Source organism: Methylobacterium sp. D54C (assembly GCF_053345595.1).
Window position 1 is genome coordinate 876319 of record NZ_JBKFAK010000001.1, and the last position, 21466, is coordinate 897784.

Annotated in this window: 26 protein-coding genes and 1 pseudogene; 9 read left to right on the forward strand and 18 right to left on the reverse strand. The window is 70.2% G+C overall.

What is annotated here, in order from left to right:
- Positions 1–30: 30 nt before the first annotated feature.
- Positions 31–1285 (forward strand): annotated as a pseudogene (locus tag ACLBYB_RS04365) (SfnB family sulfur acquisition oxidoreductase).
- A gap of 8 nt (positions 1286–1293) precedes the next feature.
- On the opposite strand, the gene ACLBYB_RS04370 reads toward ACLBYB_RS04365, so the two are convergent.
- The 3 genes from ACLBYB_RS04370 to ACLBYB_RS04380 form a co-directional block, all read right to left on the reverse strand.
- A complete protein-coding gene (locus ACLBYB_RS04370) occupies positions 1294–2181 on the reverse strand; it encodes a cation diffusion facilitator family transporter (protein ID WP_056522056.1) in 888 nt (295 codons plus the stop codon).
- A 97-nt stretch (positions 2182–2278) separates the two neighbouring features.
- Entirely contained in the window at positions 2279–2497 is a 219-nt protein-coding gene (locus ACLBYB_RS04375) for a hypothetical protein (RefSeq protein ID WP_020091401.1), read from the reverse strand.
- Positions 2494–2751: a hypothetical protein gene (locus ACLBYB_RS04380; protein WP_020091400.1), complete on the reverse strand. Its 258-nt coding sequence runs from the start codon at positions 2749–2751 to the stop codon at positions 2494–2496. Before ACLBYB_RS04380 ends, ACLBYB_RS04375 begins: the two co-directional genes overlap by 4 nt.
- Before the next feature lie 98 nt (positions 2752–2849).
- Between ACLBYB_RS04380 and queA the strand changes: the two genes are divergently transcribed.
- Both queA and tgt read left to right on the forward strand, forming a co-directional pair.
- Positions 2850–3914, forward strand: a complete 1065-nt coding sequence (gene queA, locus ACLBYB_RS04385) for a tRNA preQ1(34) S-adenosylmethionine ribosyltransferase-isomerase QueA (RefSeq protein WP_447697970.1) — start codon at positions 2850–2852, stop codon at positions 3912–3914.
- Positions 3911–5047 carry a tRNA guanosine(34) transglycosylase Tgt gene (gene tgt / locus ACLBYB_RS04390; protein WP_447697971.1) on the forward strand — a complete coding sequence of 379 codons (1137 nt, stop codon included), beginning with the start codon at positions 3911–3913 and terminating at the stop codon, positions 5045–5047. Before queA ends, tgt begins: the two co-directional genes overlap by 4 nt.
- Positions 5048–5054: 7 nt before the next feature.
- Here tgt and ACLBYB_RS04395 read toward each other — a convergent pair whose 3' ends face one another.
- Complete coding sequence (locus ACLBYB_RS04395; RefSeq protein ID WP_447697972.1) at positions 5055–6098, reverse strand: hypothetical protein; 1044 nt, start codon at positions 6096–6098, stop codon at positions 5055–5057.
- 290 nt (positions 6099–6388) lie between these two features.
- Here ACLBYB_RS04395 and ACLBYB_RS04400 point away from each other — a divergent pair, with 290 nt between their 5' ends.
- The 6 genes from ACLBYB_RS04400 (at position 6389) to ACLBYB_RS04425 (ending at position 11784) form a co-directional block, all read left to right on the forward strand.
- Positions 6389–7267: a methionyl-tRNA formyltransferase gene (locus ACLBYB_RS04400; protein WP_447697973.1), complete on the forward strand. Its 879-nt coding sequence runs from the start codon at positions 6389–6391 to the stop codon at positions 7265–7267.
- Positions 7268–7271: 4 nt separating this feature from the next.
- The gene (locus ACLBYB_RS04405) at positions 7272–8573 is read left to right on the forward strand and encodes a glycosyltransferase family protein (protein ID WP_447697974.1); all 1302 of its coding nucleotides are present in this window, start codon (positions 7272–7274) and stop codon (positions 8571–8573) included.
- Between the two features lie 139 nt (positions 8574–8712).
- A complete protein-coding gene (locus ACLBYB_RS04410) occupies positions 8713–9465 on the forward strand; it encodes a class I SAM-dependent methyltransferase (RefSeq protein WP_447697975.1) in 753 nt (250 codons plus the stop codon).
- 148 nt (positions 9466–9613) lie between these two features.
- A complete protein-coding gene (locus ACLBYB_RS04415) occupies positions 9614–10324 on the forward strand; it encodes a restriction endonuclease (RefSeq protein ID WP_447697976.1) in 711 nt (236 codons plus the stop codon).
- A 977-nt stretch (positions 10325–11301) separates the two neighbouring features.
- Positions 11302–11508, forward strand: a complete 207-nt coding sequence (locus tag ACLBYB_RS04420; protein WP_447697977.1) for a hypothetical protein — start codon at positions 11302–11304, stop codon at positions 11506–11508.
- 12 nt (positions 11509–11520) lie between these two features.
- Entirely contained in the window at positions 11521–11784 is a 264-nt protein-coding gene (locus ACLBYB_RS04425; RefSeq protein ID WP_447697978.1) for a hypothetical protein, read from the forward strand.
- Positions 11785–12274: 490 nt separating this feature from the next.
- Here ACLBYB_RS04425 and ACLBYB_RS04430 read toward each other — a convergent pair whose 3' ends face one another.
- From ACLBYB_RS04430 to ACLBYB_RS04495, 14 genes are all read right to left on the reverse strand, one after another.
- Positions 12275–12805 (reverse strand): hypothetical protein, encoded by a 531-nt coding sequence (locus ACLBYB_RS04430; protein ID WP_447697979.1) that lies wholly within the window; start codon positions 12803–12805, stop codon positions 12275–12277.
- 44 nt (positions 12806–12849) lie between these two features.
- The gene (locus ACLBYB_RS04435) at positions 12850–13197 is read right to left on the reverse strand and encodes a hypothetical protein (protein ID WP_447697980.1); all 348 of its coding nucleotides are present in this window, start codon (positions 13195–13197) and stop codon (positions 12850–12852) included.
- Between the two features lie 17 nt (positions 13198–13214).
- Positions 13215–13760 carry a 3TM-type holin gene (locus ACLBYB_RS04440; RefSeq protein ID WP_447697981.1) on the reverse strand — a complete coding sequence of 182 codons (546 nt, stop codon included), beginning with the start codon at positions 13758–13760 and terminating at the stop codon, positions 13215–13217.
- 3 nt (positions 13761–13763) lie between these two features.
- Complete coding sequence (locus tag ACLBYB_RS04445; RefSeq protein ID WP_447697982.1) at positions 13764–14693, reverse strand: N-acetylmuramidase family protein; 930 nt, start codon at positions 14691–14693, stop codon at positions 13764–13766.
- Positions 14694–14722: 29 nt separating this feature from the next.
- A complete protein-coding gene (locus ACLBYB_RS04450; RefSeq protein WP_447697983.1) occupies positions 14723–14881 on the reverse strand; it encodes a hypothetical protein in 159 nt (52 codons plus the stop codon).
- 28 nt (positions 14882–14909) lie between these two features.
- Entirely contained in the window at positions 14910–15362 is a 453-nt protein-coding gene (locus tag ACLBYB_RS04455; protein ID WP_447697984.1) for a hypothetical protein, read from the reverse strand.
- Positions 15363–15366: 4 nt separating this feature from the next.
- Positions 15367–15906, reverse strand: coding sequence for a DUF4376 domain-containing protein (locus ACLBYB_RS04460; RefSeq protein WP_447697985.1), 540 nt, complete (start codon positions 15904–15906; stop codon positions 15367–15369).
- Complete coding sequence (locus ACLBYB_RS04465) at positions 15906–16799, reverse strand: hypothetical protein (protein WP_447697986.1); 894 nt, start codon at positions 16797–16799, stop codon at positions 15906–15908. The genes ACLBYB_RS04460 and ACLBYB_RS04465 overlap by 1 nt, the downstream gene beginning before the upstream one ends.
- A gap of 236 nt (positions 16800–17035) precedes the next feature.
- Entirely contained in the window at positions 17036–17431 is a 396-nt protein-coding gene (locus ACLBYB_RS04470) for a hypothetical protein (protein ID WP_447697987.1), read from the reverse strand.
- On the reverse strand, positions 17428–17700 hold the full coding sequence (locus ACLBYB_RS04475; protein WP_447697988.1) for a hypothetical protein: 273 nt from the start codon (positions 17698–17700) through the stop codon (positions 17428–17430). Before ACLBYB_RS04475 ends, ACLBYB_RS04470 begins: the two co-directional genes overlap by 4 nt.
- A gap of 9 nt (positions 17701–17709) precedes the next feature.
- Positions 17710–18894, reverse strand: coding sequence for a hypothetical protein (locus ACLBYB_RS04480; protein ID WP_447697989.1), 1185 nt, complete (start codon positions 18892–18894; stop codon positions 17710–17712).
- Positions 18895–18975: 81 nt separating this feature from the next.
- A complete protein-coding gene (locus ACLBYB_RS04485; RefSeq protein ID WP_447697990.1) occupies positions 18976–19776 on the reverse strand; it encodes a putative phage tail protein in 801 nt (266 codons plus the stop codon).
- Positions 19777–19782: 6 nt separating this feature from the next.
- Positions 19783–20889, reverse strand: coding sequence for a baseplate J/gp47 family protein (locus ACLBYB_RS04490; protein WP_447697991.1), 1107 nt, complete (start codon positions 20887–20889; stop codon positions 19783–19785).
- Positions 20889–21455, reverse strand: a complete 567-nt coding sequence (locus tag ACLBYB_RS04495) for a phage GP46 family protein (RefSeq protein WP_447697992.1) — start codon at positions 21453–21455, stop codon at positions 20889–20891. Before ACLBYB_RS04495 ends, ACLBYB_RS04490 begins: the two co-directional genes overlap by 1 nt.
- Between the last annotated feature and the right edge of the window lie 11 nt (positions 21456–21466).

The following is a 21466-nucleotide window of genomic DNA, read 5'->3' on the forward strand; positions in this document are numbered from 1 at the left end:
GAACCCTAATCCGACTGATCGGAGTGAGCCATGAACATCGCCGTCGATGCGCGCACGCTCGAGCCGGAGCACCGCCCGGGCGCTCCCGGCCCCGCGCGGCCGCCCTCACCCGCCCACGTGATCCGTGACGACGCCGAGGCGCTGGCCGTGGCCCACGGGCTCGCGGCCGAGTTCCGGGCCGGCGCGTCGGAGCGGGACCGCCACGCCGTGCGGCCGCTCGAGGAGCTCGACGCCTTCTCGCAGAGCGGCCTCTGGTCGATCAACGTGCCGCGCGCCTATGGCGGCCCCGAGGTCTCCTACCGGACCCTCGCGCAGGTCATCGCCATCGTGGCGGCCGCCGATCCCGCCATCGCGCAGATCGCCCAGAACCATCTCGGCATCCTGGCGGCGATCCGGACGGTGTCGGACGAGGCGCAGAAGCACCTGCTGTTCGGCGAGGTCTTGCGCGGAACGCGGTTCGGCAACGCCTTCTCGGAGCGCGGCACCAAGCGGGCGGCCGATTTCGACACGCGCTTCACCGATCACGGCGACCACGTCGTGGTGCGGGGCCGGAAGTTCTACGCCACCGGCGCCCTCCTCGCGCACCTGGTCCCGATCGTCGCCCTCGATGCCGAGGGACGCGCTTGGTACGCCATCGCCGAGCGGGGCGCGCCCGGACTCACGGTGATCGATGACTGGTCGAGCTTCGGCCAGCGCGGCACGGCGAGCGGGACCGTGCTGATCGACGACGTGCGCGTGCCCAAGACCCATCTGGTGCCGGCCTGGAAGGGCTACGCGGCGCCGACCGCCGACGGCGCCGTGTTCCAGATCATCCAGGCCGCGGTCGATGCCGGGATCGGCCGCGAGGCCCTCGACGACACTATCGGCTTCGTCCGCGACAAGGCCCGCCCCTGGATCGACAGCGGGCTGGAGCGGGCGTCCGACGATCCCTACACGATCCAGGCGGTCGGCGACCTGACCATCCGGCAGCACGCCGCCGAGGCGCTGCTCGACCGGGCCGGTCTCGCCCTCGACGCGGCCGTCGCGCGGCCGGACGCCGAGACGGTCGCGGCGGCCCAGATCGCGGTCGCCGAGGCGAAGGTGCTGACCACCGAGGTCGCCCTGGCGGCGTCGAACAAGCTGTTCGAGCTGTCGGGGACCCGCTCGACTCTGGCCGCCGAGAATCTCGACCGTCACTGGCGGAACGCGCACGCACACGCTGCACGATCCCGTCCGCTGGAAATACGCGATCGTCGGCAACCACGCCCTCAACGGCGTGAACCCGCCGCTCCACGCCTGGAGCTGATCGGCGGCCTACAGCACCGGCAATCCCCGCGCCTTGGCCTCCTCGCCGGGCTCGACGTGGATGGTCACCACCGCCCCGGGGATCGTCGTCTCCAGGGCTGATTCCAGCCGGTCGCAGATCGCGTGCGAATCCTCGACGGTCATCGCGCCGGGGACGACGAGGTGGAAGTCGATGAAGGTCGCCTGACCGGCGGAGCGCGTGCGCACGTCGTGCGCCTCCAGCGCGCCCTCGCCGTGCTGGGAGATGAGCGACCGGATCTGGCTCACCATCTCGGCCGGGGCGGCCCTGTCCATGAGGCCGTCGACCGATTCCCGGACCATGCGGAAGCCGGACCACAGGATGTTCATGGCGACCAGCCCGGCCACCACGGGGTCGAGGACCGGGTAGCCCGTCACCACCACGGCGCCGACGCCGGCCAGGACGCCGCAGGACGTGATTACGTCGGCGAAGACGTGGCGCGCGTCGGCGATCAGGGCCGGCGACCGCCACCGCCTTCCCCAGCGCATCAGTGCCGCCGCCCAGACCGCGTTGACGATCCCGGCCGCGAAGTTGATCGCGAGGCCCACCGCGGGCGCGTCGAGGGCCTTCGGGGCGAGCAGCCCGAAATAGGATTCGCGCAGGATCAGCAGCGCCGCCACCACGATCAGCGCGCCCTCGATCACCGCCGAGAAGAACTCGGCCTTGTGGTGACCGTAGGGATGGTCCTCGTCCGCCGGGCGCGCGGCGACCCGCAGGGCCACGAAGGCGCCGATTGCGGCGACCACGTTGATGATGCTCTCCAGCGCGTCGGAGTACAGGGCGAGGCTGCCGGTGAGCCACGCCGCGTAGAACTTCATCGCCGTGACGGCGAGGCCGATGCCCGCGCTGAAGAGGGCGGCTTTCTGGGTGCGGTCCATGGTTCGCGCCGTTGGGGTGACGCCGCGCCCATACGGCACCGGCCGCGGCCAAGGCCACGGCAAAGGTTCGACGCCGCCGAAAACGTGTTAGCCGCGGCTAAGTCTCCGACGCGCCGCCGTTGTCGCGGGCGGCCTCGCGCCGCCGGCTCGGCTCCGCCTTGGCGCGCGCGGCCTCCGCCTTGCGCAGGAAGCGACGGCGCTGCCAGGCGAAGCGCGCTCCGGCGGCGAGGGTCTCCAGCCGGGCGGCCTCGCGCTCCCAATACCCGAGGAGCTGCCCGTCGAGGGTGACCCGCCGGGGGCGACCGCGGGGCGTCACGCGTCGCTCCCCCGCGGCGCCGGCGGCTCGCCCGTCTCGGCCACGACCAGGGCGTCCGGATCGCCGCGGAAGCTGCCGGCGCCGGTATTCGGCACCGGGATTCCGGGGCTGCCGAAGGGCTGGCTCGGGTAGGCTGATTCGAACTTCGCGCGGGCGGTGTCGGGATCCTCGGCCTTCAGCACGATCTCGGACGTGCCGGGGAGCGGCCAGCGGGGATCGGCGGCGTCACGGGGGCGAACGGCGTACCAGGGCATGGATCGGGAGCCTCGCGTCTCGGTGACGCTGGAAACGGACGCGCTCCCCGGCGGTTCCGCGGTTGAAACCGCGTGCCGTTCGGTGCAGGCAGCCGGCGATGCGCGTGGACCTCTTCGATTTCGATCTGCCGGAGACCAGCATCGCCCTCCGCCCGGCCGAGCCGCGCGACGCCGGGCGGATGCTCGTGGTCCGACCCGGCGCGCCGCTGGCCGACCGGACCGTGCGCGACCTGCCCCAGGCCCTCCGGGCCGGCGACGCCCTAGTCTTCAACGACACGCGGGTGATCCCGGCCCGGCTGAACGGCGTGCGCACACGGCCCGGCGCACCCGGCCAGCGCACCGAGGTGATGCTCCACCTGCGGGAAGCCCCCGACCGCTGGCGCGCCTTCGCGCGTCCGGCCAAGCGGCTCGCGGCGGGCGACGCGCTGCGCTTCGGCGATCTGGCGGCGACCGTTCTCGAGAAGGCCGAGGCCGGGGAGATCGTCCTCGCCTTCGACCGGGCCGGGCCCGACCTCGACGCGGCCATCGCCGCGGAGGGTGCCCTGCCGCTGCCCCCCTACATCGCGGGCAAGCGCGCCACGGATGACCGCGACGCCACCGATTACCAGACGGTCTACGCCCGCAATCCGGGGGCGGTCGCGGCTCCCACGGCCGGCCTGCACTTCTCCGACGCGCTGCTGGCCGATCTCGACGCCGCCGGTCTGCGGCGCCGCCACGTCACGCTGCATGTCGGCGCCGGGACCTTCCTGCCGGTCAAGTCCGAGGATACCGAGGCCCACCGCATGCACGCGGAGATCGGCATCCTCGACGCCGCCACGGCCGAGGCCCTGAACGCCGCGCGGGCCGCGGGCGGCCGGATCGTCGCGGTCGGGACCACGGCCCTGCGGCTGCTGGAGAGCGCGGCCCGACCGGACGGCACGCTCGCGCCCTTCTCGGGACCCACCGAGATCTTCATCACGCCGGGCTACCGGTTCCGCGCGGTCGACGCCCTCGTGACCAATTTCCACCTGCCGCGCTCGACGCTGTTCATGCTGGTCTCGGCGTTCTCAGGTCTCGCGACGATGCGCGCGGCCTACGCGCACGCGATCGCCGCCGGGTACCGGTTCTACTCCTACGGCGACGCCAGCCTGCTCTTCCCGGGCCCGGGCGCGGACAACCCATGACCGACAGCGCACACTTCCGCTTCGACCTGCTGGCCCGGGACGGCACCGCCCGCACCGGCGTGATCGCGACGCCGCGCGGCGAGATCCGGACCCCGGCCTTCATGCCGGTGGGCACGGCCGCGACCGTCAAGGCCATGTACCCCGGCCAGGTCCGCGATCTCGGCGCCGACGTGGTCCTGGGCAACACCTACCACCTGATGCTGCGGCCCGGCCCCGAGCGCATGGCCCGGCTCGGCGGCCTTCACCGCTTCATGAACTGGGACCGGCCGATCCTGACCGATTCCGGCGGCTTCCAGGTGATGTCGCTCTCCGCACTGCGGAAGATCGACGAGCAGGGCGTGACCTTCCGCTCGCACATCGACGGCACCGCGCATCACATGAGCCCGGAGCGCTCCATCGAGATCCAGGGTCTGCTCGGCTCCGACATCCAGATGCAGCTCGACGAGTGCGTCCGCCTGCCGGCGGACCACGGGGCCATCGAGAAGGCCATGCACCTATCGCTGCGCTGGGCCGAGCGCTGCCGCGTCGCGTTCGGCGAGCAGCCGGGACGGGCCCTGTTCGGCATCGTCCAGGGCGGCGACGTGCCGGCCCTGCGCGTCGAGAGCGCCCGCGCGCTGACGGATCTCGATCTCAAGGGCTACGCGGTGGGCGGCCTCGCCGTCGGCGAGCCGCAGGCGGTCATGTTCGCCATGATCGAGACGGTCGAGCCGCACCTGCCCGCCGGCAAGCCCCGCTACCTGATGGGCGTCGGCACGCCGGACGACATCCTCGGCGCGGTCGCCCGCGGCATCGACATGTTCGACTGCGTGATGCCGACCCGCGCCGGCCGGCACGGCCTCGCCTACACGCGCCACGGACGGGTCAACCTGCGCAACGCCCGCCACGCCGAGGACACCGCGCCGCTCGACGAGACCTCGACCTGTCCGGCCGCGCGGGACTATTCCCGTGCCTACCTGCATCACCTCGTGCGCTCGAACGAGATCCTCGGGATGATGCTGCTGACCTGGAACAACCTCGCCTACTACCAGGACCTGATGGCCGGCGCGCGCGCGGCGATCCGGGACGGCCGCTACGCGGAGTACTGCGCCGAGACCCGCGCCGGCTGGGCGAGCGCCGAGCGCGCCGCCGCCTGACCGGGCGTCACGGGTGCGCGAGCACCCGGTAGATTCCATCCGGATCGTCGCGGCCGGTGGCGACGGCGCGCGCGAGATCCGAGATGACGCGCGCCGCCACGGGCAGGCGGTAATGCAGCGCGTCCCAATAATTCGCGTCCCGGGTCGTCAGCGGCGAGATCCGGCGAAAATCCACCACGACCGCGCCCCGGCGCTTCCCGATCGCCGCGGCGCGCGCCTTGCAGGCTTCCTCGCGACGGCCCGCCGCCGATCCCGGTGAACCCTGCGCCCCCGCATGCACCGGCATGAAGGCCACGATCTTCAGGGCCTGGGCGGGCACGCGACCGAGGAGATCGTCCAGGCGGTCGAGGGCCGGCATCGGCAGCTCGGGGGCGTCCGCCGCCGCCGAGTCCACGCGGCCTGCGCGGATATGGGCCTGGGCGCGTGCGAGGTCGTAGCGCGCCTCGGGCGGCGTGAAGACCGCGTAGCCGTCTCCGCGAATCCGCGCCCGCGTCAGCCCGAGATCGGCGAGCCCGGCCCGGACGGCCGTCGTGACCGAGCGCAGGCTGACCTGACGCAGGACATCGCCGGGCACGCGGTCCGCGTAGAGCCAGTCGGGAAAGGCATGGGCGGTCCGGGCCGGCGGATCGGCGGCGCACCACGGGGCATCGAGGCCGAACAGGACCGCGCGGATCGGCCGGCGGGCCAGGAACAGCGCGGCGAGCCGACCCTGCTCGTCGGGCGTCGCGGCATTCACCGCCAGATTGGCGAACCGGACACCGAAGGCCGCGTCGAGAGCCTGCGGGTCGAGCAGTCGCGCCGTCGAGGTGCCGAAGACCGCCGCGTCGAACGGCCCCCCGCGGGCGATCTGCGGATAGGAGAGCCGCTGATTGGCATCCATGATCGGTCCCGGCGGATGCCCGGGCGCGGCCCGCAGTCCGTAGGGATCGACCGCGGCCACGAAGCCGATCAGCGCCAGGCCCATGCAGGCGGCGCTGACGAGGAAGCTGCGCGCGAAGCCGGCCCATCCTGCGGGTCGCTGTCCGGCTCGGCTGTGTGAAGGCGAATCCATCGGGGGGCTTCATACGCCGTTTGGCCGGCCACGTCGCAACTGCGCGTCCACCCGTTTGCCAGCCCCCTCACCCGCGCCGCGAGCACAACGACTGTGTGTACAACCTGCGACGAAACGGCAAGCCCACATGTTGTTGCAGCGGGACGTGGCTTCCTGCACTTCCCCTATTATGTATATGTGTCAGGGTGGATTGCCGGCGCGCGACGATTTGATTTCAACGAAATTGATGACGATCACGGCACGCAGCCCGCACGAACAATTCAGCAACGACACTCAGTGATGCGGTTGCGATGTCGAAGACGCCGTCGATTCTTGTGTGTGGGAAAAACAAGGTTTGTGCCGACACGCTCGAGATCATTCGTCGTGAATTGCCAGGTCACACGATCGTGTACGTTTACGCCGACAAGGATGAGATTTCAGCGCGGGTCGCGCGCGACGCGGCGCACCGCCTCGGCATCGAGAGCCGCGGCGTCCAAGATGCCGAAGGCTTCGCGCGCACGTATTTCGAGATCGACCCCACTCTGCTCCTCTCAGTTCAGTTCTCGATCATCTTGAGACACGACATCATCGAGCACGGCAGAGACAGGCTCATCAACCTCCACTTCTCGCCGTTACCGCGCTACCGCGGGATGGCGCCCATCACGCTCGCCATCCTCAACGGCGACGCGACCTTCGGCGTGTCGCTTCACATCATCGATGCCGGGATCGACACGGGCGCCGTCGTGGATCAGGAGACCTTCGCGATCGAGGGCCGGTCCAATCGCGAGGTCTACAGCCTCTGCGAACAGGCCGGCGTGCGGCTGATCGAGCGGAACGCGGCCAAGTTCGCGTCGGTCACCGCGGCGCGCGGCCTGTCGGAAATGGCCGTTGTTCAGGACGACGCGGCGGCGACCTATTTCGGCAAGGCGGATATCGACTACACGCGGACAGAGATCGACTTTCACCGAACGGCGGCCCAGATTGACCGGCACGTGCGCGCCTACCTTTTCCCGCCGAATCTGTACGCGCGTATCGCGGTCGGCGACCGGCGCTTCCGGGTCTTGCAGGCCCCGGAGGTCGGCGCGCGCTGCACGGACCGCAAACCCGGTCTGGTGGTGCAGAACGATCCGCTGGCCGTGACGAGCCGCGACCGGATCCTGATCTTCAGACAGACAGAAGAAGACGCCTGAGCGCATGTCGAAGGCCACCCTGTTGCTGATGGATGTCTTCGGCATCCTCGATGCGAGCCGCAGCGGGCTCATCGACGCCTTCGCGGCGGCCGGATGCGACGTCGTCGTCGCGAATTTTGCCTATACCCACCTCAGCCAGTCGGAGGAACTCGCCGAGACCCTGCTCTCCTTCCTCGAAGCCGACGGCATCGCAATCGACGGCGCCCTGAGCATCAACGCGGTCGGCCTGTGCGCGCCGGTCTATGAGGGCCTCGCGCGGCGCGGCGTGGCGCACGCGGCGTGGTTCGTCGACAGCCCCTTCTACTTCTCGGGTCTCACGATCCCCGCGAGCGTGTTGCTGAGCGTCGCGTGCAGCAACTTCGCGGAGCATCCGCAGGCGTCGCGGGCCGACTGGCTGCCCTTCGCCGGCTTCGATCCACGGCCGTCCCAGAACCGAGCCGTGACCTCAGTCGGCTTCCTCGGGTCGCTGCATCACATTGCCCTCTACGCGGCGCGCTCGCAGGACGGTCTCGTCGGCTCCCGCACCGGCCCTCTGCCTGTGGGGGTCGAGCTTCGCGACCGGATGCGTTCGCCGTTCTTCATGATCGACGAGGCGTGGAGTCTCCCCGACGGCACGCCGATCAACGCGATGGAGTATTTCAATTTCCAGTCGTCGATGCACCGACTGGAACTCCTCTCTTACTTCTCGGCGACCGATCTCGAAATTCAGGGACCGCCGAGCTGGTACAAGGAACTCTGGACCGCGGCTCCTCACCTCCTACACAAGTTTTCCATCAACAGCGTCGTCGGCGAACATCAGATGCGCACCTACATGGCCCGGTATCGAATCTGCCTGAACATTTTCCACATCCAGAATATGAACGGTGGCCCCAATTTCAGAAGCTTCGACGCCGCTTCGCACGGCGTCCCGTGCCTGTCCCAGTATAATCGCGACTGCGCTGCCCTCTTCCCGCACGGTGAGTCGGCCCTGTACTTCAACAACGCTGCCGAGGCGCTTCACCTGCATCGGGAGCTCGACAGCAGCGGCCGGCTCAGACAGAAGCTCGCGACGGCAGCCGCGCGGGTCGTGCGCGATGGGAACACGTTCAGCCATCGCGCGAGCCGCTTCCTCGACACGCTGGCGCTGAAACAGCGGACCGGCACCGCCAGGGGCACAGTCCGGCACCTGCGCTGGCAGGATGGCTGGACCGCCGAGCCGGAGGCTGCGGCGCTGCCGCCAGCCGTTTCCCCGCAATCTCCGCGGGCCGAGGGGAGTGCCCCGGCCCGAAATCCGATCCGCCGTTTCTTCGAGCGGGCGCGCCGATAACGCGCGCCGCGCGCATCCCGATCCGCCTGCCGTCCCTTCGACACGGGTGGATCGACAAACCGCGTGAACCGATCGAGCGCGGCCCGTATAAACTCATCGTGGCCCCGCTCGGCGAGGGTGGGCGGCGTGGGGAGGCGGCATGACGTTCACGGCACACAACATCCGCCTCGCGGACGGGTCCGAGACCTTGCCCGAGGCGGGCTGGCTGATCGCCGACAGCCCCTGGACGCAGGCGGCCCTGCGCTCGCTCCGGCTGTTCTACGGGCACAGGCTGGCCGGCCGGTCGATCGTCGATCTGGGCTGCCTAGAGGGCGGCTACACGCTCGAATTCGCCCGCGCCGGGATGCGCGCCACCGGTGTCGAGGTGCGCCGCTCCAACTTCGAGAACTGCCTGCGGGTCAAGGAGGGGACGGGCGTCCCCGGTCTCGCCTTCGTCAACGACGACGTGTGGAATCTGGCGGCCCACGGCCCCTTCGATGCCGCCTTCTGCTGCGGACTGCTCTACCACCTCGACAGGCCGGCCGCCTTCATCCGCCTCATGGCCGAGTGCGTCCGCGACGTGGTCATCCTGCACACGCATTTCGCGACCGACACGAACGAGGCCCTGTTTCAGCTCTCGCCGCCCGCCGAGAATGAAGATCTGCCGGGTCGCTGGATGCACGAGCACGATCTCGACGACACGAGCCAGCTCGAGGCGCACAAATGGACCTCGTGGAGCAACAAGCGCTCTTTCTGGCCCACCAAGCCGGCCCTGATCCAGCTTCTGAAGGAGTGCGGCTTCGACATGGTCTACGAGCAGTACGACATGCTGGGGCACGACATCCGCGGCTCGATGGAGAGCGGCTACTACCACCAGCAGGGCCGGAGCATGTTCGTGGCTATGCGGACCTGAGCGGCTGCGGGGCGGACATAAATTTAGAATTCACCATCTCCAAAGACTTGCACTGATCGGTTCAGTACGCATGTGACCGGCAATGTCCGCTTAATTCCTGAGGCGGATAAATGGCGACATCGGCCTTATTTCGCAAAGTCCCGCCGCCATGTTCGCGACGAGCCTCGCCCTGTGGGTGATAGCCATCCTGCTTCTGCTCGCTTGGTTGCATCTGCAGGAGCGGGTCACCGAGCGGTGTCGCCGCGCGATCCGACCGCAGATCGAGCGCCTGATCATCGAGAACCGGTGGATGGAGCACCACGCGCGCGGAGCGGCCGCGTTCGAGGCGCTCTGGAACCGGGAACTCGTCAGGCTGCACCACGCCCATCTCTGGCGCCCGCTCCGCGCCGTCGTCCGGTTCCGCGGCTTCAGGCGTCTTGTCAGCGCGGAACTCGCGTCGATCCTGCCGGCCGAGGTCGCGTCCTGGACCTTCGTCGACCGCGCGAGCGCCACGCAGGCGCAATACGAGGCGCTGATGCTGCGGTGCCTGAAGGCGGCCGGCTGGCGCCTGGATTACCAGGATCAGGACCACTTCGTGCTCCTCCGGGCCCGAACGCGCGTCGTGGTTTGCCTGCATTGGGCGGACCGCGACGTCGCGTGTCTCCCGATCTCGGACGTCGCGGCGGCGGCGGAGCGCGCCGGGTCGACCACGGCGTGCGTGATGACCAATGGCCGGTTCAGCGGCGCGGCGCGCGCCATGGCGGAGGAGCAGAACGTCCTGGCGCTGCACTGCTCGCAGATCGACCTGCTGCTGCCCCGGGACAAGTCGACGGTCGCGCCCCGCACGGCCCGCGGAACCGGTTTCCGGCTCGCCGCCTGACCGCGCTCGGACCCCGCGTCGTGCGATGAGGGCCCATGAGAACGACGACATCCCGCGCGGCCGCGCGCCGGGTCCATTCCTCGACGCGCCTCCCTGTGTGCCGCCGATGAACTGACCGGCGCGCACGCTTCCGTCAGGGAGAGGCGCGTGCTCCTCTACGCATCGAGCGTCCCGGGCCTCGCCCGCCGGTCCGCCGTTGCGGGCATCGTCTTCCGCGATCGGACTAACGCTCGCTTCACCATCCCGGGCGGACGCTGAGGCCGAATCGTGGTCCGAGCCGTTGGGGCGCATGGATCAGTCCGCAGCCCTCAGAACGGACCAACCCGCGACCGAACAGGACGCTCTCGCCGAGTTGCCGGCGGGCGATTTCGTCAGGCGATGGCGGCAGATCACCGGCGAGCCGCCGGCCATTCTCCTGAGCTCACGGTCCGAGATGATCGCGCTGCTCGTGGAGAGCGTGCCCATGGCGCCCCTGACCCCGCAGGGCGAGAGCCCCGGCACGGCGGGGTCCGGGGAGACTCCGTCCCAGGATCGCGGCTCGGACGGCCCAGACGGGGCGGCCTCAGGATCCTCCGCGCGCAGTGATCAGCGGAGCGCGAGACAGGGACCGGCCTGATGCGGAGCCGGGATGGCGCGACGCCTTCGGTCCGGTCGAGGTGGCCGCGTTCGCGAGAGTCTGGGAATATGCGGACGCCGACCAGCGAGGCTACACGTCATCTGTCCGCGAGGTCCCTTGCGAAGGGTGACCGTTCGTCTCGCTGAACTTGAGATCGCGGGAATTTTGGTCGGAGTGGCAGGATTTGAACCTGCGACCCCCACGTCCCGAACGTGGGCCGCGAAATAATCGCCATTGATTTCATTGGCGAATTTCTGTCGCGATGTACTGGATCAGACCGATTTCGGTTCGCATGCGGTACATGAACCGGTACACGGCCCGCTGCTCGACGCTGATCCCCTGCCCGCGGTAGCCTCGACTTATGAGCGAAGGCCACCACCCGATTCGCTGGCAGGAGGCCGATCCGATTATGGAGGCGGTCGACGCCCTGGTGGCCGCGAAGGTCCCCGTCGTGCCGATCGGCGACGAGCTCGAGCGCTGGCAGATCGGCGACCTGATCTTCTCCGATGCGGACCTGTGGCGCCTCGCCGCGAGCCGTGGACTCGTCGAGGACGACGACTCGCGGTAGGCCGGCGCCGCCATGCCTTCCGAACCGAAAGCACCGATTCGCGGCCGCCAGCTCGAAGCCCTGCGCGCTTGCCTCCTCTACCCGCAGGGGCTGCGCCGCGGCGCCTACCCGTCGGCCATGGCGGTCCTCCGGAGGCTCGGCCTCGTCGAATCCCGCTCGGCGCCCGGGCCAGGGCGGCGCGTGGATGCTTGGTTCATCACCCCGGCCGGCCGCGAGCACCTCACCGAGATCGACGCGAGCAAGCCGGGCGCGCGGCGTGCAGTCGTGCAAGAATGATCGGGCAGCAGGAGACCCGCGATTACCGTTGAGCCATTCACGATCGACAACGAGGACGAGGCCCGAACCTACCTCGCCGATCTCCTGAGGCACCCGGATTATCAGTCGCAGCAGGTGATTGAAGCCCGCTGCGCCAATCTCGTGAAGGACCCAGCGATCCGGGCATTCTTCCTGGCCGAGGGCGCGAAGATGCTGGCCGAGCTGAAGGGCTAGCACGGGGACGAAAAAGCCCCGCGCGGCGGTGCCGGCGGGGCTGAGTGGATCCTGGGAGGAACGCCGGAGCGTCGCAAGGTGCGGGCCAGCGGCACGAAAAAGCCCGCCGCGGCGGTGAGCCGGGCGGGCTTGCATGAGGGTCGGCATATTCCGGGGCAGATTCCGTAAAATCAGCGCGGCGGCGGATCCTTCGGCGCGGTCCGGTTGCCGAGGATGATGCCGGCCAGGAACGCGAGCAGCGCCCAGATCAGCGACAGGTCCTGCGCGTCGGGATCCTTCATGGCGCTGCCGCCGCCCGCGGCAGGATCTCGAACTCCAGCGGCGGCAGGATCGTGGTGATTGACCAGCCGAGCGCCCGCTGAAGCGGGTTGCAGTCGTAGGCCACCACCCCAAGCAGCCGCCCCCGGCCCGGCATCGCATCGAGCGGGATGAACGGACCGATCACCTCTTCCTCTCGCCCGAGCGGCCCGTAGGCGTCGAAGCGCTCGGGCTCGAAGTCGAGCCGCCGGCCAGCGCCGTCTACGAGCCACCAACGGCGGGTGATCTCGCAGGATCGGTCCCGGACGCGGACCCCGCGGATCAGGAGGCGATCGCCGACATGTACCTGCTTGCCCGGATTGACCACCTCGCGGGTGATCTGCCGAACCGGCGGCTCCCGATCGATGGCCATCGAGAAGATCCAGCCGACCAGCGCGACGAGCGCGGTGTAGTAGAGCGCATTGAGCACGAGCTGCAGGCGGGCCTGCCGCCGCGATGGTCCGTAGGCGAGTTCGATGGCGCGGGCATAGATCTCGTCGGTCCGGTCCACTTCGGGGAGCATCACAACCTGCGGCGGTTCCGATTCTGGGGGCATTAGTGCGGCACCCCGCCTTTCGACAGGACGAGGCCGACGATCGCCAGGACGATCGCGCCGAGCACGGACTTCACCAGCCAGCCGACGTGATCCTTCAGCTTGGTCACGTCGTCGACCACGTCCTTCAACTCGGTCTTGGTGGCGTAGACGTTGCGCAGATCCTCCCGGATTCCGCGCACGTCGGACTGGACCGCATCGAGCTTCGTCGCCGAGACCGCGACGTCGACCTGCATCTTGGTCCAGGCGGCCTCGTCCTGGCTCTTCGGGGCTTCCGGCATCATGCTCTCTTGATCGTGGAACCGCAGGAAGGCGGGCGGCCGGGAGAGAGGTTCGCGGGCGGCGTCCATGGCGCGAGCATCCGCGCTCAACGCCGCATCGTCGGCTGCGGACTGGGCACCGCGCCCGGCACGCCGGTCGTGCGCTCGTAGGTCCGCATCACGCCGAGCCCGAGCATGCCGATCAGCACCGGCATGAAGTCGGACACGACGATCGTGGGCGGGGCTGGGAAGGCGACGCCGAGCGCGACCCCGACAATCGCGCCAACCCACGTGACCATGGGAGCCGCCAGGAACTGATAGACGAAGGCCGCCACGCACGCCCAGCCGAGGGCCGGCCGCCAGCGCGAGGAGAAGCGGTCGTTCCCCTGCGCCTCGGCGAGGTTGATCGCGTTCTGCTGCTCGTTCTGCGCCTGGAGGGCCGCCGTCAGGGCGGTCTCGCGCGCGGTGAGGGCCTGCTCGATCTCGGCCTGGGCCTCGGCCTTTTTCTGCGGGTCCGGGATGGTCCGGTCGACGATGACCTTCGCGATCTCGGCGATGCTCGGGATGGCCGCGCCGATTCCGGCGCCGAGCGCCGGGCCCGCGCCGCCCGTCAGGACGCCGCCGATGATGGATCCGATGATGCCGCCGGCCATGGGTCAGCTCTCCTTCTTCGGGTAGGCGGTGCGCAGCCGCGCGAGGGCAGAGGCCCAGAAGCCGAGCTTCGCTGGCGCGGGTGCGGCCGGAGGCTCGGCGGGCTGCAGGATTATTTGAGCGGTAGTACGCATGGTCGGCGCGGCCGGCGCGGCGGCTGGCGAGCCGCTGTTGCGCGGGGCCGGTGCGAAGACGGGCGGGACCGGGGCCGTTTCCACCACGGGCACGGGCGCGATCACGACGGGCGGGACCGGCACGGGCTTGCCGACCGCGTCCTGCGGCGGCGACCAGGGCGTGTCCTTGATCTTGGCCCACTTCGCGAACGCGGCCGCCAGCTTGGTGTGGTAGCCGTGCTGCGCGTAGCTCGGGCCGTTGTAGCCCCGAGCGAACGCCGCCCAGTTGTGCGTGCGCAGTTCGTCGTCGAGGCGGTTGGCCTTGATGAAGCGGACCATGGCCTGCAGCTGCTCGGACTCGCCGCCCTCGACGAAGGCGACCACCATCTGCTGCGGGCTATCGTAGCCAGCGGCCACGAAGTTCTCGCCGAGGATCTGGCCCAGCCCCCACGAGGCCGCCTTCAGCGCGGCGGTTTCGTTGATGGCGAGCGCGGCCACGAGGCGCGGGTAGCTGTCGGCGGGATAGTTGCCCGCCCGCCACTTCTCGTAGGCGATCCCGAGCTGCACCGCGCGGGCGCGATCGGAGCCGACGAGGTTGCGGTAGAGGACGTGGGGCTCGAAGAGCATCTTCGTCCGGCCCTGCTTGTCGAAGCCGCCGCCGGCCGTCTCGACCTCCAGCACCGCATGCAGCTCGTCCTCGCCGACGCCGATCAGGTGGCCCGCCGCCGGCAGGTCGAGGTCCGCGAGCCGGACGGCCCGGCCCTTGAAGTCGGCGGCGCGCACGCGCGCGAAAGCGGCCGCGGTGGCAGCGGGTGTCGGCATGGTGGTCTCTCAGATGCGGGAGGAGATGCTCAGCGGCGGCGCGGCGGCCGGGCGCAGATCCAGACGGTGCCGGCGCCCTCGATGAAGACGGGCACGGCACGGGCGCAGCGACAGGTCCGCGCCTCGGCAGCAGCTGGCCAGAGGAGCGCACAGGCGAGCGCCAGCGCCGCAAGGAACGGTCGGATCATGGGACGCTCCCGGATAGGCCGCCGCGGCTCAGCGCAGGGCGGAGATGTTCCAGGTGATTGGGGCCGCGCCGGCGGAGATCGACACGCCAGCGGTCAGCTGCACGACCACCGTTCCGTCAGCGGTCACGATCGCCGCGGCGATGTTCACGTTGGCCGGCAGCGGCGTCGCAGGTGCGACCTCGACCTGCTCACCGGCCTTCAGCACGTCACCGACACGCGCCGGCACGAGCCCGGTGAGCGTCAGGGTGACCGGTGCGAGCAAGGTGATCGCGGGCAGTTTCGCGGAGGCGGTGAAGTGCGCCACCTCCTCGGGCCGGCCTTCCAGGGCAGAGAGCCGGGACAGGATCGGGGCGATCACCGCAGGGAGGCCGAGGAGATCCAGAACCGCGGTGACCGGCGCCATGTAGTAGCGCCCGTCCTTCAACACCCGGATCATCTCGGTGCCGTCGAGGGGCTTACGGTAGACGGGAGGTGGCGCCATGCGATCACCCCGGCAGTGTGACAGCCGCGAACGCCGCGTCGATCTGCGCGGTGGTGGTGTAGGTGCCGTCCGCGACCCGGGCGTCGACCTGACGGTAGGCCGAGTAGCAGGCCTGGACCCATAGGCCGACCGCGACGGCGACGGTCTGCATGGTCGCGGGATCGATCGTGACCCAACCGCTGGCCGCCTTGAAGTCGATGGCCGTGTCGGGCCGGGTCTGGCTCAGCGCGTAGGCCCCGTCAATCAGGCCGCGGCTCTCGCCGTCGGTCTTGATCCGCATGCCACCGATGTCGACGCCACCGTCGCGGAGCGCGGCGTGCGCGGCGGTGGTGTAGGCCGCGAGATCAACCGGGGGCGCGGCGACCACGATCCCGGCTGCCCGCATCGCCTCCCAGATCAGAAGCCCCGGCGCAGGACTGACATCGTAGGAGCCCTCGCCGAGGACGAGGCCGGGATCGGCCTTGGTCGGCTGGACGACCGTCAGCTTCTCGCCGGCCGCGATCGTGAGGCGCACCAGCCCGCCATTGATGTACGCGGCCTGCATCACGCCACCTCGTAGATGCCGGACAGAACGAGGCGGTAGCCATTCGCGCCCGGGTAGGTGTTGTCGTAGTTCAACACGGCCATCGTCGTTGCCCCGGACACGATCAGCCCCTGGAGCATCTTGCCCGTGGACGCCGCCTCGCGGCCTGCAAGGATGCAGGTATCGCCGCCGGCCGTGAACGGCAGCGCCACCGACAGGCTGCCGGCGCCGGAGCCGTTGTTGGCGATGTTGATGTTGAACTCGACCCAGATCAGCTTCTGGCCGATCCGGCGGTAGCGGCCGGTCGCACCGGCGTTGCTCAAGCCGCCACTCGAAACGCTCAGCCCCGGGGCGAACGTGACGGTGGCGGCAGTATCCCCCGCGGCCACGTAGCCGAGAACGCGCCAGTTGCCGGAGGTGTCGGAAATCGCGAGGCACGAGTCACCGGCCTGGGTGACGATGTTCGCGCCGCCTGGCAGGATCAGCGAGGGCGCGCTGTGCGTGAGCTGCAGGCTACCGGCGAAGCGGATGAAGCGGACTCGTCTCTGGGCGGTGCCGAATGAGCTGATCGCCGTCGTGCCGGTAATCGTCACCTGCCGAGTGGTGGCCGCTCCGATGTCGGTCGTCGCGGCCGATGCGACGGCCGTTTCAGCACCGTCGATCGCGAGGTTGGCCAGCGCCTGGGCGATCTGGGCAGCGGGCAGGTTCTGCGCCACGTCGTAGTGCAGCGCGCCCGACACCGCCGTGATGTTGATGACCGGCGAGCCCCAGCCGCCCGAGCCCTTCGTGTAGAGGTCGCCCGTGGTGGTGTTGATGTACCAGTCGCCGACGACGCCCGTGCCGGCGGCGGGAGCGGTGGTGCCGGAATACCAAGCGGCCCCGTTCAGTCCGGAGGCGCCGGTCTGCCCGGTCAATCCTGTCGGACCCACAGGTCCCGCTACGCCCTGCGGACCTGTTCCGCCCGCAGCCCCGCTTGGACCGATCGGTCCCGTAGGTCCGACGAGCGAGGCCAGCCACTGCGAGAGCGTTCCGGAGTAGCCCTGATCGACCGCGAGCTGATACGCGGTCTTCCCGGCCGGCCCCGCGATAAGCCCAGCACCGCTGCCGGAGGCCTGCGCGCTCGGGCGGACCGTGACGATCGCCCCCGTGATCATCGAACGATGCCTTGGACGACGGTGAGGTCGATCAGGGCAATCGTCTTGACGTACCCCTCGGCCACGGCTTGGACCTCGCCGACATAGGCGCCCGCGCCCAGCCGCTCCATCGTCGCCTTCGGGATCGCGAGCGTGACGATGTTCATCCCGGAACCGCCCCAGGAGAGCGCACCGTTGAGCGGGAGGCCCTTCAGCGCGCCGGATACGCTTGACGCGATGATCTGCGCCTCGGGCGCCTCCGGCGACCGTCGCACCATCATGTTGAGCGTGATGCCGCTTCCCGGGATCGGGTTACCGCTCGCGTCGACATAGGCCCACGCGTCGGTCCAATCCTCGTTCGTCCCGGTCTCCACCGGAAACGACAGGAGCGGCAGGTTCAGGATCTGGGTCACAGATCACCGATGTGCTGGAGCACGTCGGGATTGGCGGACAGGAAGGCCCGCAGCTTCTCCACCGGATCGAGCGCGGGGGGCTCGGGGGCCGGCTCCGGCTCGGGCGGCGGGCTCGCCGTCCCGTTGTCGTTCAGGGTCCAGCCGGGCGCTGCGCCCTTGGTCTTGACCTTGCGGATATCGAAGACCGGCTCGCCGTCGTGGCGCACCAGCGCGGCATCTTCCTCGGTGGCGGCCGCAGTCAGCACGCCGTCGGCTACGAAGAACAGCATGGGGCGCCCCTACTTCGAGTAGATCTTGATGCGGCCGGTCTTGCCGGTGCCGCCGGTGGCGTTGGCCGACGCACCCGAGCCGCCCGCGCCGGCGTCACCGACCGCGAAGCCGCCGCTACCCTGCGGCGCCTGCGAACCACCGCCGCCAGCGCCGGCGACGAAGCTGGCCGTGCCGCCGCCAGTCGTGTTGATCGGGGTGCCGCCGGCGTCCCCATTCCGAGCGAGGCCGGCCGGCCCCGACGCTACGCCGCCCGAACCGCCGGTCGAGGCTGGGGTTGTTCCCGTACCCGCTCGACCGCCGCCGCCACCTGCGCAAGCGCAGAGGGTCGTCCCGGCCGCGTAGACCGTGCCGCTGGCGTCCGTGACGGAACCAGACTGGACGACGATCGACGTGGTGCCGCCCGTGCCCCCGGGGTCCCCGCCACCCGAGCCGCCCGCGCCGACCGTGTAGGCCAGAACCGTGTCGACCGTTGCGGTCGCGGTGAGGCCGGAGACCAAGCCTCCTTGACCGCCGCCGGACCCAGCTGTCGCGGTGCTGGTAGCGCCACCGCCGCCGCCTCCGGCGCCACGGCACTCCTCGACGCGGAAGGTCGTGCCGGCGGGCACAGCGAGCGTCCCGCTCCCGGCCGTGTCGTAGACGTAGAGCCGCCCGCCCGGGATCTTGAGGTTGTTGATGACGTTCAGGGCGCCGCCGCTGTCGAGGCCACCGCCGGAGATGGCCATGTTGCCGGCGCCGTCGTACTCGAAGCGGTAGCGTCGACCGGGGACGATATCCCCGACGGCGAGAGCCGCCCCATTCTCCTTGACGATGGGGAAGTCCTGATAGGCGCCGGCCGCGCCCAGGTTCATCACCCGGAGCTTCGGGGCAGTGACGGTGTTGGCGGCCGTCGCCACGCCCGCGATCCGCATCCCCTGGACGAGCGCCGGAAAGACGACGCCGAGGGTCGCGACAGCGAGATCGCCCGTACCGGTCAGGCCGCCGACGAAGATTCCACGCGCGATCGCGACGGCGAGCTGCACGAGGTTCCCGTTGGTCGGGGTTTGGCCCGAAGCGGTGACCGCGTTGACGAGCTCGCGTTGCGGGAACTCGGCTGCCGCCGGCGGGAGCTTCGAGCCCTGGCGGCCCGCTGCCGTGTCCTTGCCGACGTAGGGAGCATTCGGGTCCGTGGAGCCGGACGGCGGGTTGTACAGCATCAGGGTCTCCAGGCGCGCGGAAGCGGTCGCTCGGCAGGTCGGCGGGGTGAATGGTGCAGGGGCGGATCGCCGCCGGACGGCTCAGGCGGCGAGGGCGTAGGAGAAGACGAGCTTGGTGTGTGGCGGCGCGAGCGCGTTCAGGGCGCACTCCAGATCCCGGGCGGGCACGAAGCCCTCGATCGGGTCGTAGTCGCACTCGCCCTCATCCATGCGGAACCACGTCTCCCCGGGCGAGCCGACATGGACGACCCAGTGCTGCCAGATGGTCAGGTCCGAGAGCTCGTCACCGGCGGCCGCGTCCGTCGGCAGGATGAAGCCCTCAAGCGGCTCGCCATCGGCGCCCATCTCGTCATCGTCGCAACAGAAGTAGGTCTCCTGGATCGCGTCGCCGACGCATTCGGACACGTCGCAGAGGAACTGGGTCGGCTCCTCGATCGTGACCGCGTAGCCGAGGCTCTTGGCGAGGCAGATGAAGTAGGCCGGCGACTGTCCGCCGACGGAGCTGAACTTCGCCCGCACAGCGGTCTGGCGGACCGGGATGCCGCCCTGGCCCGAGGTGCAGGGACCGGGCAGGCCGAGTTCCTTCTCCCAGTCGGGCAGCGTGTAGGTGACCGCCGACGGGAAGGTCTGCGTGGCCGCGGTCCAGTCGAGCCCGAGATGGCTGGCGGCCCAGGCGGCGAAGGCGCGCCAGACCCTGCGCTGCACCGGGGCGGCGCCCTTGCCGTCGCCGGTCTCGTCCGTGCCCCAAGCCGGCCCGCGCGGGCAGAGCGGCAGGATCTGCGGCAGCAGGCTGTCGGCGGTCGGCTGCGCCTCCTGATCTGCGACCGACGGCGGATCGGTCGGGAGGTCGTAGCAGGGCCAGCCCGAGACGGCATCGGTCATCGCCGGTCAGTCCGTGTACGCGATGGAGCCGAGCACCGGCAGGTTGCCGGCGGTGAAGATCTGATCCGTGGTCGGGCTCACGAGGCGGTGGCTGTCCTCGCCCGTGGCCCGGGAGATCGCTTCGTTGAGCCAGGAGATCGAGAACTTGAAAGGCGCGGAGGGCGTGCCGGGCCGCCCGCGATCCGTGAACACGGCAGCGAGCTCTGCCACGACCGAAGCCCGGATGTCGGCGGTATCGGGCGCGAGGCCTCCGATCACCACGGTCAGCGGCACCGGGATCGGCGCCGATACGAACACGCGGGCGGTGACCGGCCGGCGGATCGGGTCGTCGACATAGGCCTGCGCCGCCGCGACCTGACCCGCCGTCGGGATCCCGTTCGGCTGATCGGAGACGGTGAACTGCATCCACACCGAGCGGCTGTCGTTCTGGAAGCTGTCCACGTAGACCGCGGTCGCCGTCGGCACGGCGGCCAGGACCCACTCGACGTAGTCCGGGATCGAGCCGCCCTGGGGCGGGTTGCGCTTGCGATAGAGCACCCGGGCCCGGAACGACTCGGTGCTCTCCTCGTCGGCCCCGCCCGACAGGCCGGTCCCGTCCGTGGCCGCGTCGACCGTGCAGGTCGTGGCCAGGCCGATCGGAGCATCGTCCGGGTTGACCAGGGTCAGGATCGTCCCGGCCGGGGTGTCGCCCGCGGCCGCCGCGGCGTCGGCCTCCAGCGCGATGCTGACGCTGTTGCCGCCGGCGGTCACCGTAGCAGCAACCGAGTAGGTGACACCGTCCGCCCGGGCGTACTGAAGCCCGATCGGCACCACCGTGCCTGGGTTCGCGGCCGCGGTCGCCGTGCCCATCGCGGTGCTGGCCGGCTCGGGCTGGAGCCCGTACTCGAACCCGTGCCGGATCAGCCAGACGCGGTCGGCGGTCGAGGCGAACAGCTGCTTCACCAGCCACGCCCGACGCTGCTCCATCTCGAAGCCGATCAACGCCAGGACCTTGCCCTCGACGCGCCAGACGTTCGGCCAGAGCTTGGTCGCGGTCCCCTGAACGGACTGCACGAAGGCACCGGTGGCCTCCGCTGCGAGTTGCGCCAGGGATCGGATCGTGTAGCCCGCCATCAAGCGCCCCCGGTGGCGAGCTTCCAGATCAGATCGAACTTCGACGCGTAGACCTGCGCGCCGTCACGCCCGTAGAGCGCGATCGCGAGCCACAGCGTGTCGTTGGCGAAGTCGGGCGTGGCCGTGGCCTCGATCTTCACGCACAGCCCCTGCGTCTTCAGGGGCGCCAGCGCGCGCTTGGCCTCGGCCTGAGCCCACATCGCGGTCTGGTCGTTCAGGTCCATCCGGCGCAGCAGCCACAGCTTCGAACCGAGCGGCTGCTCGCCGGAGGCCGTGTCGACGTCGAACCCGTCGCCAGGCCAGCCGCGCTGATCGCCAGCCCGGCCCGCGTCGATCTCGTAGCCCTCGACCCGGACGTCGGTGAATAGCAGCGCGATGACGGCGGTCTGAAGCGGGTTCTTCGCCTCCAGGCCGCCGGGCCCGTCCGCGGCCTTAACCGAGACCGCGAAGTCGCCGCGCACGCCGTAGCCGGTGCCGGCGCGGGATCCATCGCCCTTCAGCCACACCAGATCCGGCGGCAGCGCGACGACGCCCGCATCAGCGAGCGGTGTCAGGGTGAGCAGCATGATGGCTCCGA